Origin of the sequence: Kitasatospora sp. NPDC093806 (assembly GCF_040683335.1) — a bacterium.
GTDB lineage: Bacteria > Actinomycetota > Actinomycetes > Streptomycetales > Streptomycetaceae > Kitasatospora.
The window spans coordinates 76,331-94,747 of sequence record NZ_JBFBDO010000022.1; the positions used below are offsets into that span (position 1 = coordinate 76,331).

Consider the following 18,417-nt stretch of genomic DNA (forward strand, 5'->3'; position numbering starts at 1 on the left):
GGGAGCCTACCGTCCGGGCCGGGGCTCACCCTCCGTGGTGGGACAACTCAGGCATGTTGGCCGCCATTCCCGGGGAGAGGCGGGGCACGACCTTTGTCCACCCTCGCCCGGATTGGGCCGGTTCGCCTCCTAGGGGTGCGGTACGGGCGACGGCGGGCCGGATCGGGGGTGGGGGGTGGCCGAACGACATCGCCCCAGGTCGGTGGGGGCGGGGTGGCGGCGGGGTGGGGACGGGGTTCACCCGGGGGTGTGCGTTCCGCCCCGCCGGGGCACCCCGGGGCCGGTGGGGAGATATGGAGCGTCTAAGGTGGCGTGGTACGCGCAGAGCGGACGATTCGGGAGACAACGTTCCGGTGGCCGCCTGTGAGGATTCATCTTCAGTTGGGGTGTTAGTGACCGCCGTCGAATCCCGTCCCGCCGGGGTCACCGGGGCGACGCCTGCGCAACGGCCGTTCGGGGCCCGTGTCGGCGCCTTCGTCGCACTGACCAAGCCGCGGATCATCGAGCTGCTGCTGATCACCACCGTGCCGGTGATGTTCCTGGCCCAGCGCGGTGTGCCTGACCTGCTCCTGGTGCTGAACGTGGTGGTCGGCGGGTACCTGTCGGCGGGCGGCGCGAACGCCCTCAACATGTACATCGACCGCGACATCGACGCGGTGATGTCGCGCACCGAGCGCCGGCCGCTCGTCACCGGGATGGTGTCGCCGCGCGAGGCGCTGGTGTTCGGCATCGCGCTCGGCGTCCTGTCCACGGTCTGGCTGGGCCTGCTGGTCAACTGGCTGGCCTCGGCGCTGGCGCTCGGCGCGCTGCTGTTCTACGTGTTCGTCTACACGCTGGGGCTGAAGCGGCGCACCGCGCAGAACATCGTCTGGGGCGGCATCGCCGGCTGCATGCCGGTCTTCGTCGGCTGGGCGGCGATCACCAACTCGGTGTCCTGGTCGGCGCTGGTGCTGTTCCTGGTGATCTTCTTCTGGACGCCGCCGCACTACTGGCCGCTGTCGATGAAGGTCCGCGAGGACTACGCCCGGGCCGGGGTGCCGATGCTGCCGGTGCTCAAGGGCAACCTGGCGGTGGCCCGGCAGATCGTCGCCTACTCCTGGGTGATGGTGCTCGTCTCGCTGGCGCTCTGGCCGCTGGCCGACACCAGCTGGCTGTACCCCGTCGCGGCGGTGCTGCTGGGCGCGGCCTGGCTGAAGGAGGCGCACGCGCTGCACTCCCGGGCCAAGGCCGGGGTGGTGGGTGCCAAGCTGAAGGAGATGCGGCTGTTCCACTGGTCGATCACCTATCTGACGCTGCTGTTCGTGGTGATCGCGGTGGACCCGTTCGTGAAGTAGTCCGCCCGCCTCGTCGTGGCGAAGGGCCCCGGTCTCGTGGAGACCGGGGCCCTTCGGCGTTCTGCTGTTCGAGCGGGGTTCAGCGGGCGGGCAGCTCGGAGGGGCCGACGTGGCCGTCCAGCCAGTCCTTGAGCGGCTGCGAGGCGCGCAGGAAGGCGGTGATCCGGTCGTACGCGGCCCGGGTGCCCAGCCAGGGCTCGGGGGCCCACTCCTGCCAGGCGATCAGCCCCTTGTGGCGGAGCAGCTCGATCCGCGGGTGGTCCTTGGGGTAGCCGCGCGGCGCGGACTTCAGCGAGTCCCGGCCGACCACCTGCGGGCCCGCCTCGCGGACCCGGGCGACCACCCGTTCGAGCTCGGCGCCGGAGACGTCCTCGGCCACCGCCGCCCGGTACCGGTCGAGCTGGTCGGGGGCGAGCTGGTAGAGCCCGTTGCCGCAGGCCAGGCCGTCGGCGGAGAGCTGGACGTAGCCGCCGGCGGTCAGGTGGGCGCCGATGTGCGTCTTGTACGGGGACTTGTCGGCGCTGAACCGGACGTCGCGGTTGGGGCGGAAGATCTTGCCCGGCCCGAACCCGGGTTCCAGCTCGGCGAGCAGTCGCTCCATCGGCTCCCGTACGGCGTGCTCGTACCGGTCCTTGTGGGACTGCCAGAAGGTCTTGGAGTTGTCGGCCTCGAGGTGCTCGTAGAAGTCGAGCGCCTCGGCCGGCCAGCCGTCGAAGGTCACCCCACCAGTATGTGGCCCGGTGCACACGGTGCTCCCGTCGCCAGCGCCGCTACCGCTCGGTAGCATGCGGGCATGAGCAGCGCAGAGACCGCCACCACCGCCGCGCCGGACGCCCGTGCCGAGCGCCGCGCCAAGCGCATCGCCAAGCACCTGACCGCCTTCGCCGCGCAGCACGGCGGCAGCGCCGACGGCGTCGTGGAGTACGTCGGCGCGGTCGCCACCCGGATCGTGGTGGTCGGCGCCGACGGCACCTGGGGCGACCAGGTCGCGCCCAGCTACGCGATCGGCCGCCGGGCCGCCGAGCTGGCCGGGGTCACCCTGCACGACGACTTCGAGGGCGAGCTGGGCCTGAAGGTGAAGACCGGCCCGTACGAGTGGAAGCGGATGGCCGGCATCCAGCTCGGCGGCTGACCCCGCGCGGGCACGCACGGACGCAGCACGAAGGGCCCCGGTCTCGCGGAGACCGGGGCCCTTCGTCGTTCGCGGGCTCCCCGGTCCGAGTCCGTCGCCCCGATCGGTATCGGCCCGGGCCCCGGGAAGGGGAGACTGGTGTCAGTCCCGCCCGTACGAGACCCTTCGGAGGAACGGTGAGCGCAGCGTCTCTGCACGGCCACCACGACGGCCGACAGCCCATCCCACGCACCCAGGACGGCGTCGCCGCCGCGCTGCCGCCGGCGCAGCGGATGGAGTTCTACCGGGAAATGGGTGAGGCTGACGTCGACACGATCGGCGGCGTGCTGAAGCGGTGGTGGCTGCGGGCCGAGCTGTACCAGGACCCGGAGGGTGACCGCGTTCACGCCGCCGTCCAGGCCGGCACCGCCCCGGGCACGTCCGCGTCCGTGGTCCTGCGCCGCCTCGGGGCGCGGTGAGCGACGACACCGAGTTCCCGGACGACGACGACCCGATCACCTTCTCCCCGGTCGTCGAGGAGTTCCTCGGTGACCCGGGCACACCGGCCGACGTCTTCTCCGCTGTCGTGGCGTTCGTCGTCGAGCTGCGCGAGAACCCCTTCCCGCACCTGAGCATGCCGGTCCCGGGGCGGCCGGGCATGCACTCGGCACCGCTGCGCCGGGATCTGGGATTGGTGGAGTACGCGGTGGACGAAGGGCAGGAGCCGCCGCGGATCTACGTCTCGCGGATTCTGCGGGTGGACTGAGCAGGCCGCCTCTGCTTGTCACAGCAAGGGATACGAGTCTGGCCCCCATCGCCCGAGCGGTGGGGGCCAGACTCGTATCCACTGTTCTCTCGTCAGGCCGCCGCGGGTTGCGGGGTGCGGGTGGCGGGCGTTTCGGCGGGGGTGTCCGCGTCCTCGCGGGTGCGCAGGGCGAGCGGGATGCGCAGGGCGGCGATCCAGATCAGCGTGGCGCCCAGCATGTGCAGGCCGACCAGCAGCTCGGGGACGTCGGTGAAGTACTGGACGAAGCCGATCACGCCCTGCAGCAGCAGGCCGATCAGCAACTCGCGGGCGCGGGCCTTGGCGGCCGGCGGGGCCTTGACGGCGGCGAACACGAAGATCACCGCGATCGACAGGCCGATCGAGACGAAGGCCAGGTCGGCGTGGGCCTGGGCGAGCCGGTCGTAGTCGATCGGGATCCGCGGGACGAGCTTGTTGTCCTTGGGCGTCCCCGGGTGGTGGCCGGCGCCGGTGACCAGTGTGCCGGCGGCCACCAGCAGGCCGATGACGACGACCACGACGTAGGAGAGCCGCTTGATCGGCTCGGCGACCAGCAGGCGGGCCGGGCCGTCGCCCTCCTTGGACCGCTCCCACATCAGCAGCGCGACCCAGACCAGGGCCATCGCGGCGATCAGGTGCAGCGCCACGGTGTAGGGGTTGAGGCCGGTCAGCACGGTGATGCCGCCGAGCACGGCGTTGCTCATCACCAGCCAGAACTGGGCCCAGCCGAGCTTGGTCAGCCCGTGCCGCCAGGGGCGGTGGCAGCGGGCGGCCAGGATCGCCCAGCCGATCGCGCCGCTCAGCACGTAGGTGAGCATCCGGTTGGTGAACTCGATGACGCCGTGGAAGCCCATCTCGGCGGTGGGCGTCAGGCTCTCGTCGGTGCAGCGCGGCCAGGTGGTGCAGCCGAGGCCGGAGGCGGTGAGCCGGACGGCGCCGCCGGTCACGACGATCACCACGCTCATCACCAGCGCGGCGAACGCGGCGCGCTTGACCATGGCGGCGGAGGGCTGCCAGCGCTCGGCGAGCAGGGAGAAGGGGGTGGTGTTAGGCACGGCGTCCATGGTATGCGGCCTTACAGGCGATCTTGGGCCGGGGCCGGGCGCCTCGCGGTGTGGCGACGGGCCGGTTTTCCCGTGTCGACATAGCGGCAAACCTGACTGACGCAAAGAGTGGGCAAAAAGGACTCTTCGGGCAACGCGGGCATTGGTCTTGACCAATCACCCGCTTGGCCGAAAGAGTGCGGTTTGGTCCATACCTTTTTCCCGGTTCTCGGACCCCTCCCACCCCCCGCACGTAAGCGGAGATCCTGCACATGCGCATATCCGTACCCGCCGCCGCTCTCGCGCTCGGCGGATCCCTCGTCCTGGCCGGACTCGTCGCTCCGGCCGCCGCCCACGCCGCCCCGGGCGGCCAGTGCCTCAACCTCGGGGTCGCCGGCCAGTACGGCGAGTTCGTCGAGGGCGACGACACCCACACGCCGGACGCCGAGGGTGCGGTGGCGGTCGGCGGCAACGCCGACTTCACCGGCGGCTTCTCGGTCGGCCAGGAGCTGACCCCGGAGCAGGTCAAGGCGCTGCCCGGCGGCAACGCGCTGATCGTGGCCGGCAAGCTGACCGGCAACAACACCCAGGTCATGAAGGGCAACGGCGTCTACGGCTCGAAGGCCGAGGGTGCCGTCATCCAGGCCCACCAGGGCACCGTCGGCCAGGGTCCCTCGCCGATCGACTTCAAGACCGAGTTCACCATGCTGCGCGCCGCCTCGGCCGCGCTGGCCGCCGCGCCGCAGGCCGCCGGCGCCAAGGTCGAGGCCAAGGGCGCCGACCTCTACCTGACCGCCGGCGACGCCTCGTTCAACGGCTTCACGGTCAGCGCCGCCACCCTGCAGGGCGCCACCAACGTCTTCCTGAAGGTGCCGGCCGGCTCGGTCACCGTGGTCACCGTGACCGGCGAGTCCTACGACCAGGCCGCCGCCAAGACCACCGGCTTCCACCTGTGGGACGAGGGCAAGAAGGCCTACCTCCTGGACGACAAGCTGCAGAGCGCGCACGGCGGGGCGATCCGCGCCAAGCTGCTCTGGAACTTCCCGTCCGCCACCAAGGTGGTCAAGAGCAGCCTGGCCGCCTGGGCCGGCACCGTGCTGGCGCCGAACGCCGCGTTCGACCTCGGCTCGGCCGCGCCGGTCAACGGCTCGGTCATCGTCAAGTCGCTGACCGGCAAGGGCGGTGCGGAGACGCACCACTACCCGTTCACCGGCTGCCTGCCCACCCAGCCCACCGTGCCGCCGACCACGCCGGCCACCACGCCGCCGGTGGTCGTGCCGACCGGGACGCCGACCGCGACCACCACCCCGAGCAACTCGGGGGCGCCGAGCACGCCGGCCGCCACCCCGACCACCCCGGGCACCTCGGCGAGCCCGAGCGCCTCGGGCAGCCCGTCCGCGTCCGGCTCGCCCTCCGGCAGCGCCAAGCCGAGCGCGAGCGGTTCGGCGAGCCCGTCGGCCTCCGCGTCCGCCTCGGCCTCGGGTACGGCGGTCGCGCCGGGCGGCTCCGCCTCGGCGAGCCCGTCGGCCGCGGCCAACACCGGGGGCGGCCTGGCCTCCACCGGTTCCGGCCCGGTCCTGCCGCTGGCGATCGGTGGCGCCGTGGTGATCGCCGCCGGTGGCGCGCTGGTGCTCGTCGCGCGTCGTCGCAAGGCGGCCAACCAGGCCTGAGCGGCTTCGGTTTGACCGTTTCAGCGCCCCCGGTGATCGAACGCGATCGCCGGGGGTCGCTGTTTTTCGGCCGCTGTGACGGAGTTCATTCGAGTTTGCCGAACCGGTGTCGGCCGAGGTCATGGGTGTGATGGGCTGAAGAAGCACATCCGGGGCCGGACGGACAGTGGAAATCCGGTCGTGCGGTGGGGTGTGGAGGGGTGCGTGAGTGCCGGTAGAGTCCCCCGGACAGTCGTAGCGGGCCACCGCTGATCCACTCAACACGCCTGCTGCACAAGACCGTTCGGAGGGGACAACGAAATGGCGCGACAGCGGCGGCAGATCGGAATCAGTGGCACGGCACTCGCGGGCACGGCGGCGGCCGCCGTCCTGCTGCCGGTGGCCCTGGCGACCGGCGCCTCGGCGCACGTACCGACCTGGCAGGTCACCTGCGACAAGATCGTCATCGATCTGACCAACTACAGCGAGCAGTCGGGCATAAAGAACAGCGTCAGCCTGACCGTCGACGGCGAGAAGCTGCTCGACCAGAAGGAGTTCGGCAAGGAGTTCCACCAGACCTTCGCGGTGAAGGCGCACACCGCGACGATCAGCGCGACCCTGGTGGTGACCACCACCGAGGACCCGAAGAACAAGGACTGGAACAAGACGGAGAGCAAGGAGATCGAGGTCTGCGCGACCCCGACCCCCACCCCGACTCCGACGCCCACTCCCACCCCCACGCCGACGCCCACCGCGACGCCGACCCCGACGCCCACCCCCACCCGGACGGTCACCCCGACCCCCACCCCGACGCCGACGGTGACGCCCACGGCGACCCCGACCCCGACGGTCACGCCGACGCCGGCCCCGACGGTCACCCCGACCGCCACCCCCAGCCCGACGGCGACCCCGACCCGGACGGTCACCCCCACCCCCACGCCGACGGCCACCCAGACCCCGTCCGCCCCGGTGCTCGCCCAGACCGGTAGCAGCGACGCCACCCCCGTCATCGCGGCGGCCGGCGCCGGCGTCCTCCTCCTCGGCGGCGCCCTCGTCCTCCTCGCCCGCCGCCGCCGCACCAACGGCGACCAGAGCTGACGCTCCCCATCGACACGACGGCCCCCGGTTCACGAACGAACCGGGGGCCGTCCCGCTCTCGCCCCCGGGCGGGCCATGAAGTCTGAGTACGAATACTCATGCACGGCCCCGGACGCCCCCGGCAGACTGCCGACACCACGACGGTGAGACGACGCACAGGGGGGAACCGTGCCGAATCCCGACCTCGCTTCGGCGGTCAAGGTCAATCCGGCGGCACTGCAGGGCTGTGGCCAGACCGCCCAGCACATAGCCGGACAGGTGCCGGGCGAGACGACGAAGATCATCGCGCCGAGCGATCAGGCGGCCGCGACCCTTCAGGGCTGGTCCACGGCGGCCGCGATCCACAACTGCGGCGCGAACTGGAAGACGCTGCTGGACAAGCTCTCCGGCGACATGTCGGACGTCGGCGCCAAGCTCGTCACGACCGCGGGCCACTACCGGCAGGTGGAGCAGAGCGTCTACGCGCACCTCCGCGGCGCGGCGGGCCCCGCCCAGGGCGGCGCGACACCGGCGCTGGCGTCCGATCCCTTCGGGACGGTCCTGGCGAGCGAGAGTTCCCCCGCCGCTGCCACGGCGCGCGCCGCCGCCGAGCGGAAGGCCCGGTAGCCGATGGACATCAAGAGCCTCTACGACGCCAACATCAACAACATCACCATCGCGAAGAACGCCTTCGACGCCCTCGCCAAGGCCTTCGGGCAGCACGTGGACGCCTGGCAGCACGAGGTCGCCGACCGGCTGAGCGCCTCGAACTGGACCGGCCCCACCGCCGGCACGGCCCACGGCCGCATCGCGGAACTCGGCGGCGAACTCCAGGCCGCCAAGCAGGAGCTCTCGTTCGTCAGCAGGGCGCTGGCCAACGCCGCCGAACAGTTCGCGCTGGCCCAGTCCCACCTGATCAACGCCCTGGACGACGCCAAGAAAGCGAAGCTCAACGTCGCCCCGGACGGGCGGATCACTTGGGACAACGAGCCCTCCTCCCCGAACTTCGCCGGCTCCGGCGCCGAGCGGACCGCGATCGCCATCAGCAATCGCATCACCGCCGCCCTCACCGAGGCGGCCCACGCCGACCAGGAGATCAGCACGCGGCTGAGTCACCTGGCGACCAACGCGAGCAACGGCACCGGGTTGAACGCCGCCACCGTGGCGCAGGATCTGGCCGCCGAGAACGCCCGCGAGAACATTCCGGCGGCCGGCACCGACCCGAACAACGTCAAGCAGTGGTGGAACGGCCTCACCGAGGACCAGCGGCAGAAGTTCATCGACGCCCACCCCGACCGGATCGGCAACCTCGACGGCATCCCGGCAACCGACCGCGACCGCGCCAACCGCATCACCCTGCAGCAGGCGAAGCAGGACCTCCAAGTCCAGCTCGACCACCTGGGGCCCGAGCCGCCGGCGAAGATCGCGGGCATGAGCGGCGCCGTGTCGAACCCCGCCCATGACGACTGGGAGCGGCGGAAGATCCTCCTGGAGGAGCAGATCAAGGGCGTGAACGCCATCGACAAGCGGCTGACGACCAAGGTCGACCAGAATAATCCGCCCACCTACCTGCTGGGCTTCGACACCAAGGGCCTGGGCCACGCGATCGTCGCCGTCAACAATCCGGACACCGCTGACAACGTCTCGACGTATGTTCCCGGCACCGGCGCACGGCTCGGCGAGATCGGGGGCGACATCGACCGGTCGGACCGCATGGTCGCCTCGGCGAACGCGGCCAACAAGAAGGCAGGGGACCCGAGGACCACGTCGTCCATCACCTGGGTCGGGTACGACGCGCCCCAGTCGATCGTCCCGCAAGCGACGAAGGACACCTACGCGAGAAACGCGTCGGAGAGCCTGCACAGTTTCGAATCAGGTCTTCGAACCACGCATCAGGGGGCTCCGTCCAACAACACGATCCTTGCCCACAGCTATGGAACCACGACCGTCGGTTATGCCCTGCGTGACAAGGGCCTGCCGGTCGACAACGTCGTCCTGATCGCCAGTCCTGGTGTCGGCGTCGAACATGCCCGCGATCTCGGGGTCGATCCGTCTCACGTCTTCGCCGCGAAGGGTGATATCGACAAGATCGATATGGCGTTCCCCATGACCGCGGACAAATTGGCGAGCAACGGCGGCAACAACCTCGGCAGCTGGTACGGCCTCATCCAGAATCCCGACCACCATCTGATCCACGGACGCGACCCCATGGTCCCTGACTTCGGTGCGCGGACCATCCCGACCAGCCCGGATACGGATCACTCCGACTACTGGAACGACAACACGTACTCCCTCACGGCCATGGGGGAGATCATCACAGGGAAGTGGAACCGATGACAGCTGCCAGCCGCACCCCCCGGACGGCTTTCGTAGCTGCGTTGGCCATCGGGGTACTGGCCTTGAGCTCATGCGGGCTTTCGACCGTCTCGGAGCGCAGGAAGCCCACGATCACGCTGGACGAGGCAAGGAAGCAGGTCGACAACTACCTTGCGGAGATCCAGGCGAAACTGTCGATTGAACCCTTGGCGAGCAGCGTCGGAGACTTCAGCGATCTGGAGTGCAATCACAACGACGTCGGCCCGCACGGCAGGAAGCAGACATCGCGAGGGTACGACTTCGGGGACGTCCCATCCGAGCGCAAGGTTGAGGCTGCCGAGGCCTTCCGAACCCTTCTGATGGGGAAGAAGGGGTTCGAGATGGCCCCGGACGCCACTTTCGACTGGGTGAAGCTGAAGAACCCCAAGGATGGATTCGTGGCGGTACTCGACGGTGTCTCGGAGAGCAGCCACAACCTCTCGCTTAACGTCAGCACGCCCTGTGTCTGGCCGAAGGGGACGCCTTCGCCCTGAGGGTCACTCCCAGCGGAAGAAGCGGGCGGCGGCGGTGAGGGCGAGGGCGGACCAGGCGGTGAGGATGCCGAGGTCGGACCAGGGGATGCCGGCGCCGGTCTGGAGGACGGAGCGGAGGCCGTCGGAGAGGGCGGCGATGGGGAGGAGTTCCAGGGCGGACTGGACGGCCGGGGGGAACTTCGAGAGCGGGACGATCACGCCGCCGGCCAGCAGCAGCAGGATGAAGACCAGGTTGGCGGCGGCCAGGGTGGCCTCGGCGCGCAGGGTGCCGGCCATCAGCAGGCCGAGGCCGGAGAAGGCGGCGGTGCCGAGGACGAGCAGGGCGGCGACGGCGAGCGGGTTGCCCTGCGGGGACCAGCCGAGGGCGAGCGCGATCACCGAGAGCAGGGCGACCTGGAGCGCCTCGGTGACCAGGACGCAGCCGGTCTTGGCGGTGAGCAGCGCCCAGCGCGGCAGCGGGCTGGCGCCGAGCCGCTTGAGCACGCCGTAGCGGCGCTCGAAGCCGGTGGCGATGGCCTGCCCGGTGAAGGCGGTGGACATCACGGCGAGCGCGAGCAGGCCGGGGGCGAGGAAGTCGACCCGCTTGCCGGGCCCCTCCACGGCGACGATGTCGACGGCGGAGAAGAGCACCAGCAGCACCGTCGGGATGATCACGGTGAGCAGCAGCTGTTCGCCGTTGCGCAGCAGCATCTTCGTCTCGAAGGCCGTCTGGGCGAGCAGCATCCGGCCGACCGGGGCGGCGCCGGGCCGGGGGGAGTAGTCGGTGGTCACGGATTCGGTGGTCACGAGCGCAGGTCCCGTCCGGTCAGGTCGAGGAAGACGTCTTCGAGGCTGCGGCGCTGCACCGCGAGCCGCTCGGGCAGCACGCCGGCGGCCGCGCACCAGGCGGTGACGGTGGCCAGCAGCTGCGGGTCGACCGGCGCCTCGACGCGGTAGCTGCCGGGGCGCGGCTCGGCGGCGGTGGCGCCCTCGGGCAGTTCCTTGAGCAGGGTGGTGAGGTCGAGGCCGGGCGGGCCGTCGAAGCGCAGGCCGGCTTCGGCGCCGCCGCGGCACAGCTCGTCCGGGGTGCCGGTGGCGATCACCTTGCCGCGGTCGACGATGGCGACGTGGTCGGCGAGCTGTTCGGCCTCGTCCATGTGGTGGGTGGTGACGACCACGGTGACGCCGTCCCGGCGCAGGTCGCGGACCAGTTCCCAGGTGGCGCGGCGGGCCTGCGGGTCGAGGCCGGCGGTGGGCTCGTCCAGGAAGACCAGTTCGGGGCGGCCGACCACGGCCATCGCCAGGGCGAGCCGCTGCTGCTGGCCGCCGGAGAGCCGGCGGTAGGTGGTGCGGCCGCAGGAGCCGAGGCCGAGCCGTTCGACCAGCGCGTCGACGTCCAGCGGGTGGGCGTGCAGCTTCGCGGTGTGCCGGAGCATCTCGACCGCGCGGGCGCCCGCGTAGACGCCGCCGGCCTGCAGCATCACGCCGATCCGGGGGCGCAGCTCGGCGGCCTGGCCGACCGGGTCGAGGCCGAGGACGCGGACGGTGCCGGCGTCGGGGCGGCGGTAGCCCTCGCAGGTCTCGATGGTGGTGGTCTTGCCGGCGCCGTTGGGGCCGAGGACGGCGGTGACCGCGCCGCGGGCGATGCTGAGGTCGAGACCGTCCACCGCGGCCTTCTGGCCGTAGCGCTTGACCAGCCCGGTGATCCGGACCGCGGGTTCGGAATGCATACGGGCGAGTCTAAGAGCCCCGAACGGCCGGGCCCGACACCGGGCTTGGTGATCATTCCCGCAGGTCAGGTAAGGCTAACCTGCGTGACAGATGCCACGGGTGAGGCCTGGGTCACGGCTTGTCCTGCCGGAAGTAATTACGCAACACTGGTGTTGTGAAAAACATGCGCGAGCACACCACGCAGCAGGAGGCCGAGTCGGCCCCCGGCTGCGCCGTGCCCGCGACGGCGGCCGAGGTGCTGCTGGAGGGCCACCGCGCCACCCGGGACCGGGTCGCCCGGTCGATCCTCGACCACGGCCCCTCCTCCGCCGCCGACCTGGCGAGCCGGCTCGGCCTCACCGCCGCCGCCGTCCGCCGTCACCTGGACGGACTGGCCGCCGCCGGTCTGGTCGACGCCCGCGAGCAGCGGGTGTACGGCAACCGAGGCCGGGGTCGCCCGGCCAAGGTCTTCGGCCTCACCGACGCCGGTCGCGACGCCTTCTACCAGGCGTACGACCAGCTCGCCGCCGACGCGCTGCGTTGGATCTCCGACGCGGTGGGCGGCGGCAAGGCGGGCGAGGAGGCGGTCGCCGCCTTCGCCCGCGCCCGGTTCGGCCGGCAGGCGGAGAGGTACCTGGAGACCCTGCGGTCCGCCGGGGCGGGCGAGCGCACCGAGGCCCTCGCCCAGGCGCTCAGCGCCGACGGGTACGCTGCCACGGTGCGGCGGGTCCCGTCGGCCGTGGCGCAGGCCCCGGCGGGCGCCCAGCTCTGCCAGCACCACTGCCCGGTCGCGCACATCGCCGAGCAGTTCCCGCAGCTCTGCGAGGCGGAGACCGAGGTCTTCTCCCAGCTGCTGGGCACCCATGTGCAACGGCTGGCCACCATCGCCCACGGCGACGGGGTCTGCACCACCTATGTGCCGGCACCCGGTGCCGCATCGTCGCCCGCCCTGCGCTCCGCCGCGGGCCGGGACACCGATGCCGCGCCGACTGCCGGTACGTCCACCGATGATTCAGCGTCCGCGCGTTAGGAAGCTCGCATGACTGACACCGTTTCGCACCCGGAGCTCGAAGGCCTGGGCACCTACGAGTACGGCTGGGCCGACCCGGACGTCGCCGGCGCCGAGGCCAAGCGAGGGCTCAGCGAGGACGTGGTCCGCGACATCTCGGCCAAGAAGAGCGAGTCCGAGTGGATGCTGAACCTGCGTCTCAAGGGCCTGAAGCTGTTCGACAAGAAGCCCATGCCGACCTGGGGCTCGGACCTCTCCGGCATCGACTTCGACAACATCAAGTACTTCGTCCGCTCCACCGAGAAGCAGGCCGAGTCCTGGGAGGACCTGCCCGCCGACATCAAGGCGACGTACGACAAGCTCGGCATCCCGGAGGCGGAGAAGCAGCGCCTGGTCGCCGGTGTCGCCGCGCAGTACGAGTCCGAGGTCGTCTACCACCAGATCCGCGAGGACCTGGAGGAGCAGGGCGTCATCTTCCTGGACACCGACACCGCGCTGAAGGAGCACCCGGAGATCTTCCAGGAGTACTTCGGCACCGTGATCCCGGTCGGCGACAACAAGTTCGCCGCGCTGAACACGGCCGTGTGGTCCGGCGGCTCGTTCATCTACGTGCCGAAGGGTGTCCACGTCGACATCCCGCTCCAGGCCTACTTCCGGATCAACACCGAGAACATGGGCCAGTTCGAGCGGACGCTGATCATCGTCGACGAGGACGCCTACGTCCACTACGTCGAGGGCTGCACCGCGCCGATCTACTCCTCCGACTCGCTGCACTCCGCGGTCGTGGAGATCATCGTCAAGAAGGGCGGCCGCTGCCGCTACACGACCATCCAGAACTGGTCGAACAACGTCTACAACCTGGTCACCAAGCGCGCCGTGGCGTACGAGGGCGCGACCATGGAGTGGGTCGACGGCAACATCGGCTCCAAGGTCACCATGAAGTACCCGGCCGTCTACCTGATGGGCGAGCACGCCAAGGGCGAGACCCTGTCGATCGCCTTCGCCGGTGAGGGCCAGCACCAGGACGCCGGCGCCAAGATGGTCCACATGGCGCCGAACACCTCCTCCAACATCGTCTCCAAGTCGGTGGCGCGAGGCGGCGGCCGCACCTCCTACCGCGGCCTGATCGAGATCGGCGAGGGCTCCAAGGGCGCCAAGTCCAACGTGCTCTGCGACGCCCTGCTGGTCGACACCATCTCCCGCTCGGACACCTACCCCTACGTGGACGTCCGCGAGGACGACGTGTCGATGGGCCACGAGGCGACCGTCTCCAAGGTCAGCGAGGACCAGCTCTTCTACCTGATGAGCCGCGGCATGACCGAGTTCGAGGCGATGGCGATGATCGTCCGCGGCTTCGTCGAGCCGATCGCGCGCGAGCTGCCGATGGAGTACGCGCTGGAGCTGAACCGGCTGATCGAGCTGCAGATGGAGGGCTCCGTCGGCTGACGCCGCAGCCGCACGAAGACCAGTCCGCATTCTGCATTCTTAGGAAGAGAGCACTACGACAGCCATGGCTGACGTTCAGAACACCACCGGCTCCACCACCGCCGGTTCGATCGAGGTCGGCACCGCCGGCGCGGGCGCCCAGCTCGCCGGCCCCGGCACCGGCCGCGCCACCGTCCAGCAGCCGATCGACGCGCGCGTCGCGGTCAAGCCCTCCTTCGACGTCGCGGACTTCCCGGTGCCCACCGGCCGCGAGGAGGACTGGCGCTTCACCCCGATGCACCGCCTGGCCGGCCTGCACGACGGCACCGCCGCCACGGCCGAGCAGGGTGAGGACAAGATCGAGCTGAGCCTGCCGGAGGGCGTCACCGCCGAGACCGTCGGCCGCGACGACGCCCGCCTCGGCAAGGCCGGCAAGCCGGTCGACCGGGTCGCCGCCCAGGCGTTCAGCGCCTTCGAGCAGGCGCTCGTGGTCACCGTCCCCAAGGAGACGGCGCTCACCGAGCCGGTGAAGATCGACGTGCGCGGCGAGGGCGGCACCCGCTTCGCCCACGTGGTGGTCGACGTCAAGCCCTTCGCCGAGGCCGTCGTGGTGATCAACCACACCGGCACCGGCACCCGCGCCGCCAACGTCGAGCTGCTCGTCGGCGACGGCGCCAAGCTCACCTTCGTCTCCGTCCAGGACTGGGACCGCGACGCGGTGCACGCCGCCCAGCAGACCGCGCTGGTCGGCCGCGACGCCTCGCTGAAGTCCGTGGTCGTCACCTTCGGCGGCGACCTGGTCCGGATCCACCCCCGGGTCACCTACGCGGCCCCCGGCGGCGAGGCCGAGCTGTTCGGCCTCTACTTCGCCGACGCCGGCCAGCACCTGGAGCACCGTCTGGTCATCGACCACGACACCCCGCACTGCCGCTCCAACGTCGTCTACAAGGGCGCGCTGCAGGGCCAGGACGCGCACGCCGTCTGGGTCGGCGACGTGCTGATCCGCGCCGCCGCCGAGGGCACCGACACCTACGAGCACAACCGCAACCTGGTGCTCACCGACGGTGCCCGGGTCGACTCCATCCCGAACCTGGAGATCGAGACCGGCGAGATCGTCGGCGCCGGCCACGCCTCCGCCACCGGCCGCTTCGACGACGAGCAGCTCTTCTACCTGCAGGCCCGCGGCATCCCCGCCGACGAGGCCCGCCGCCTGGTGGTGCGCGGCTTCTTCGCCGAGCTGGTCCAGCAGATCGGCGTCGCCGAGATCCAGGACCACCTGATGGAGAAGATCGAGGCCGAGCTGGAAGCGGCGGTCTGACCCGATGAGCTTCCTTCGCGCCTGCGCGCTGAGCGAGCTGGCAGAGGACGTGCCCAAGCGCGTCGACCTCAACGGCGTGCCGGTCTCCGTCGTCCGCACCGACGAGGGGGTGTTCGCGATCAACGACACCTGCTCGCACGCGAACGTCTCCCTCTCCGAGGGCGAGGTCGAGGACTGCATGATCGAGTGCTGGCTGCACGGCTCCAGCTTCGACCTGCGCACCGGCAAGCCCTCCGGCCTGCCCGCCACCAAGCCGGTCGCTGTCTACCCCGTAAAGATCGAAGGGGACGATGTGCTCGTCTCCGTCAACCAGGAGTCCTGAGTACACATGGCAACCCTTGAAATCCGCGACCTGCACGTCTCCGTCGAGGCCGAGAACGGCCCCCGGGAGATCCTGAAGGGCGTCGACCTGACCGTGAAGCAGGGCGAGACCCACGCCATCATGGGTCCGAACGGCTCCGGCAAGTCCACCCTGGCCTACTCGCTGGCCGGCCACCCCAAGTACACCGTCACCGGCGGCTCCGTCCTGCTGGACGGCGAGGACGTGCTGGAGATGTCGGTCGACGAGCGCGCCCGGGCCGGCGTCTTCCTGGCCATGCAGTACCCGGTCGAGGTCCCCGGCGTCTCGGTCTCCAACTTCCTGCGCACCGCCGCCACCGCCGTCCGCGGCGAGGCCCCCAAGCTGCGGCTGTGGGTGAAGGAGGTCAAGGAGGCGATGGCCGCCCTCCAGATGGACCCGGCCTTCGCCGAGCGCAACGTCAACGAGGGCTTCTCCGGCGGTGAGAAGAAGCGCCACGAGATCCTCCAGCTGGAGCTCCTCAAGCCGAAGATCGCGATCCTCGACGAGACCGACTCCGGCCTCGACGTCGACGCGCTGCGGATCGTCTCCGAGGGCATCAACCGGGTCCGCTCGACCGGCGAGGTCGGCACCCTGCTGGTCACCCACTACACCCGCATCCTGCGGTACATCAAGCCCGACCACGTTCACGTCTTCGCGGGCGGCCGCATCGTCGAGTCCGGCGGTGCCGAGCTGGCCGACAAGCTGGAGAACGAGGGCTACGAGTCCTACGTGAAGGGCGGCGCTTCCGAGTGACCCATACTCACGAGTCGGCGGTTCTGACGGGCCTGCTCGACACCGACGCGATCCGCAAGGACTTCCCGGTCCTGCAGCGCCTGCTGCACGACGAGAAGCCGCTGGTCTACCTGGACAACGCGGCCACCTCGCAGAAGCCGCGCCAGGTGCTGGAGGCGCTGAACGCCTACTACGAGCGGCACAACGCCAACGTCCACCGCGGCGTGCACGTGCTCGCCGAGGAGGCCACCGCGCTGTACGAGGGCGCCCGGGACAAGGTCGCGGCGTTCGTCAACGCGCCGAGCCGCAACGAGGTCGTCTTCACCAAGAACGCCTCCGAGTCGCTCAACCTGGTCGCGAACATGCTGACCTGGGCCGACGAGCCCTACCGGGTGGACGCCGACTCCGAGATCGTCATCACGGAGATGGAGCACCACTCCAACATCGTGCCGTGGCAGCTGCTCTCGCAGCGCACCGGCGCGAAGCTGAAGTGGTTCGGGCTGACCGACGAGGGCCGGCTCGACCTGTCCAACATCGACCAGCTGATCACCGAGAAGACCAAGGTCGTCTCCTTCACCCTGGTCTCCAACCTGCTCGGCACGGTCAACCCGGTCGAGACCATCGTGCGCAAGGCCCAGTCGGTCGGCGCGCTGGTCGTCATCGACGCCTCGCAGGCCGCACCGCACATGGTGCTGGACGTCCAGGCGCTGGAGGCCGACTTCGTCGCCTTCACCGGCCACAAGATGCTGGCCCCGACCGGCATCGGCGTGCTCTGGGGCCGCCAGGAGCTGCTGGAGGACCTCCCGCCGTTCCTCGGCGGCGGCGAGATGATCGAGACCGTCACCATGGGCTCGTCCACCTACGCCCCGGCGCCGCACAAGTTCGAGGCCGGCACCCCGCCGATCGCCCAGGCGGTCGGGCTGGGCGCGGCCATCGACTACCTGTCCGGCATCGGCATGGAGAAGATCGCCGCCCACGAGCACGCCATCACCGCGTACGCGGTCGACCGGCTGCTGGAGGTCCCCGACCTGCGGATCATCGGCCCGCGCACGGCCGTCGACCGCGGCGCCGCGATCTCCTTCACGCTCGGCGACATCCACCCGCACGACGTGGGCCAGGTGCTGGACGAGCAGGGCATCGCCGTGCGCGTCGGCCACCACTGCGCGCGGCCGGTCTGCCTGCGGTACGGAATTCCGGCGACCACGCGGGCGTCGTTCTACCTGTACTCGACGCCGGGCGAGGTCGACGCGCTGATCGACGGCCTGCACCACGTCCGGAACTTCTTCGGCTGACGGGACGGGGCACGCGACCATGAAGCTCGACTCGATGTACCAGGACATCATCCTGGACCACTACCGCAACCCGCACGGCAAGGGGCTGCGCGACGGTGACGCCGAGGTCCACCACGTCAACCCCACCTGCGGGGACGAGATCACCCTGCGGGTGAAGCTCGACGGCGCGACGGTCTCCGACGTCTCGTACGAGTCCCAGGGCTGTTCGATCAGCCAGGCCAGCGCCTCGGTGCTGAACGACCTGGTCGTCGGCAAGACCGTCGGCGAGGCGCAGCTGATCCAGGAGGCCTTCCTGGAGCTGATGCAGAGCAAGGGCCAGCGCGAGGGCGACGAGGAGGTGCTGGAGGACGCGGTCGCGTTCGCCGGCGTCTCCAAGTACCCCGCCCGGGTGAAGTGCGCCCTGCTCAGCTGGATGGCCTGGAAGGACGCCACCGCCAAGGCGCTCGCCGAGCACCCCGCCGTCACCGACTGACACCTGACACCTGACACCGCAGAGGAGGACAGACCATGAGTGACACCACCGAGACCCCCACCCCCGCTGCGGAGGAGGGCGGTCCGACCGTCATCGTCGGCACCACCGCCGGCACCGTCTCCGTCGAGGACCTGACCGAGGCCCTGATGGACGTCGTCGACCCCGAGCTGGGCATCGACGTCGTCAACCTGGGCCTGATCTACGGCATCCACATCGACGAGTCCGACGTCGCCACCATCGACATGACGCTCACCTCGGCGGCCTGCCCGCTGACCGACGTCATCGAGGACCAG

General features: G+C 70.5%; 21 protein-coding genes. 17 read left to right on the top strand and 4 right to left on the bottom strand.

Annotated features, from left to right (window positions below; genetic code table 11):
- The first annotated feature begins 392 nt into the window (after positions 1-392).
- Entirely contained in the window at positions 393-1,334 is a 942-nt protein-coding gene (locus AB0N76_RS14280) for a heme o synthase (protein WP_363556747.1), read from the top strand.
- Positions 1,335-1,413: 79 nt separating this feature from the next.
- Here AB0N76_RS14280 and AB0N76_RS14285 read toward each other — a convergent pair whose 3' ends face one another.
- A complete protein-coding gene (locus tag AB0N76_RS14285; protein WP_363556749.1) occupies positions 1,414-2,055 on the bottom strand; it encodes a DUF2461 domain-containing protein in 642 nt (213 codons plus the stop codon).
- A 72-nt stretch (positions 2,056-2,127) separates the two neighbouring features.
- Here AB0N76_RS14285 and AB0N76_RS14290 point away from each other — a divergent pair, with 72 nt between their 5' ends.
- From AB0N76_RS14290 to AB0N76_RS14300, 3 genes are all read left to right on the top strand, one after another.
- Positions 2,128-2,466 carry a hypothetical protein gene (locus tag AB0N76_RS14290; RefSeq protein WP_363556751.1) on the top strand — a complete coding sequence of 113 codons (339 nt, stop codon included), beginning with the start codon at positions 2,128-2,130 and terminating at the stop codon, positions 2,464-2,466.
- Positions 2,467-2,642: 176 nt separating this feature from the next.
- Positions 2,643-2,924 (top strand): hypothetical protein, encoded by a 282-nt coding sequence (locus AB0N76_RS14295; RefSeq protein ID WP_363556753.1) that lies wholly within the window; start codon positions 2,643-2,645, stop codon positions 2,922-2,924.
- Complete coding sequence (locus AB0N76_RS14300; protein ID WP_363556755.1) at positions 2,921-3,211, top strand: hypothetical protein; 291 nt, start codon at positions 2,921-2,923, stop codon at positions 3,209-3,211. Before AB0N76_RS14295 ends, AB0N76_RS14300 begins: the two co-directional genes overlap by 4 nt.
- A 92-nt stretch (positions 3,212-3,303) precedes the next feature.
- Here AB0N76_RS14300 and AB0N76_RS14305 read toward each other — a convergent pair whose 3' ends face one another.
- Positions 3,304-4,227, bottom strand: a complete 924-nt coding sequence (locus tag AB0N76_RS14305) for a COX15/CtaA family protein (protein ID WP_363556795.1) — start codon at positions 4,225-4,227, stop codon at positions 3,304-3,306.
- A gap of 317 nt (positions 4,228-4,544) precedes the next feature.
- Here AB0N76_RS14305 and AB0N76_RS14310 point away from each other — a divergent pair, with 317 nt between their 5' ends.
- The 5 genes from AB0N76_RS14310 (at position 4,545) to AB0N76_RS14330 (ending at position 9,847) form a co-directional block, all read left to right on the top strand.
- Positions 4,545-5,942, top strand: coding sequence for a choice-of-anchor A family protein (locus AB0N76_RS14310; RefSeq protein ID WP_363556757.1), 1,398 nt, complete (start codon positions 4,545-4,547; stop codon positions 5,940-5,942).
- Positions 5,943-6,242: 300 nt separating this feature from the next.
- A complete protein-coding gene (locus AB0N76_RS14315) occupies positions 6,243-7,019 on the top strand; it encodes an LAETG motif-containing sortase-dependent surface protein (protein WP_363556759.1) in 777 nt (258 codons plus the stop codon).
- A 168-nt stretch (positions 7,020-7,187) separates the two neighbouring features.
- Positions 7,188-7,625, top strand: a complete 438-nt coding sequence (locus AB0N76_RS14320) for a type VII secretion target (protein ID WP_363556761.1) — start codon at positions 7,188-7,190, stop codon at positions 7,623-7,625.
- Between the two features lie 3 nt (positions 7,626-7,628).
- A complete protein-coding gene (locus AB0N76_RS14325) occupies positions 7,629-9,335 on the top strand; it encodes an alpha/beta hydrolase (protein ID WP_363556763.1) in 1,707 nt (568 codons plus the stop codon).
- Complete coding sequence (locus AB0N76_RS14330; protein WP_363556765.1) at positions 9,332-9,847, top strand: hypothetical protein; 516 nt, start codon at positions 9,332-9,334, stop codon at positions 9,845-9,847. The genes AB0N76_RS14325 and AB0N76_RS14330 overlap by 4 nt, the downstream gene beginning before the upstream one ends.
- A gap of 3 nt (positions 9,848-9,850) precedes the next feature.
- On the opposite strand, the gene AB0N76_RS14335 is transcribed toward AB0N76_RS14330, so the two are convergent.
- Together AB0N76_RS14335 and AB0N76_RS14340 are read right to left on the bottom strand one after the other, a co-directional pair.
- Positions 9,851-10,570: an ABC transporter permease gene (locus tag AB0N76_RS14335; RefSeq protein ID WP_363556797.1), complete on the bottom strand. Its 720-nt coding sequence runs from the start codon at positions 10,568-10,570 to the stop codon at positions 9,851-9,853.
- A 59-nt stretch (positions 10,571-10,629) separates the two neighbouring features.
- Positions 10,630-11,556: an ABC transporter ATP-binding protein gene (locus AB0N76_RS14340; protein ID WP_363556767.1), complete on the bottom strand. Its 927-nt coding sequence runs from the start codon at positions 11,554-11,556 to the stop codon at positions 10,630-10,632.
- Between the two features lie 164 nt (positions 11,557-11,720).
- Between AB0N76_RS14340 and AB0N76_RS14345 the strand changes: the two genes are divergently transcribed.
- From AB0N76_RS14345 to AB0N76_RS14380, 8 genes are all read left to right on the top strand, one after another.
- Entirely contained in the window at positions 11,721-12,566 is an 846-nt protein-coding gene (locus tag AB0N76_RS14345; RefSeq protein ID WP_363556769.1) for a MarR family transcriptional regulator, read from the top strand.
- 9 nt (positions 12,567-12,575) lie between these two features.
- Positions 12,576-13,991 (top strand): Fe-S cluster assembly protein SufB, encoded by a 1,416-nt coding sequence (gene sufB, locus AB0N76_RS14350; RefSeq protein WP_363556771.1) that lies wholly within the window; start codon positions 12,576-12,578, stop codon positions 13,989-13,991.
- Positions 13,992-14,055: 64 nt separating this feature from the next.
- Positions 14,056-15,288 carry a Fe-S cluster assembly protein SufD gene (gene sufD, locus AB0N76_RS14355; protein ID WP_363556773.1) on the top strand — a complete coding sequence of 411 codons (1,233 nt, stop codon included), beginning with the start codon at positions 14,056-14,058 and terminating at the stop codon, positions 15,286-15,288.
- A gap of 4 nt (positions 15,289-15,292) precedes the next feature.
- The gene (locus tag AB0N76_RS14360) at positions 15,293-15,610 is read left to right on the top strand and encodes a bifunctional 3-phenylpropionate/cinnamic acid dioxygenase ferredoxin subunit (protein ID WP_238863127.1); all 318 of its coding nucleotides are present in this window, start codon (positions 15,293-15,295) and stop codon (positions 15,608-15,610) included.
- Between the two features lie 6 nt (positions 15,611-15,616).
- Entirely contained in the window at positions 15,617-16,381 is a 765-nt protein-coding gene (gene sufC / locus AB0N76_RS14365; protein WP_363556776.1) for a Fe-S cluster assembly ATPase SufC, read from the top strand.
- A 23-nt stretch (positions 16,382-16,404) separates the two neighbouring features.
- Positions 16,405-17,652, top strand: a complete 1,248-nt coding sequence (locus AB0N76_RS14370; RefSeq protein WP_363556799.1) for a cysteine desulfurase — start codon at positions 16,405-16,407, stop codon at positions 17,650-17,652.
- A 19-nt stretch (positions 17,653-17,671) separates the two neighbouring features.
- The gene (gene sufU / locus AB0N76_RS14375) at positions 17,672-18,124 is read left to right on the top strand and encodes a Fe-S cluster assembly sulfur transfer protein SufU (RefSeq protein ID WP_363556778.1); all 453 of its coding nucleotides are present in this window, start codon (positions 17,672-17,674) and stop codon (positions 18,122-18,124) included.
- Positions 18,125-18,159: 35 nt separating this feature from the next.
- Positions 18,160-18,417 (top strand): iron-sulfur cluster assembly protein (locus AB0N76_RS14380; protein ID WP_363556780.1); only part of this gene is annotated, 258 nt, incomplete at its 3' end.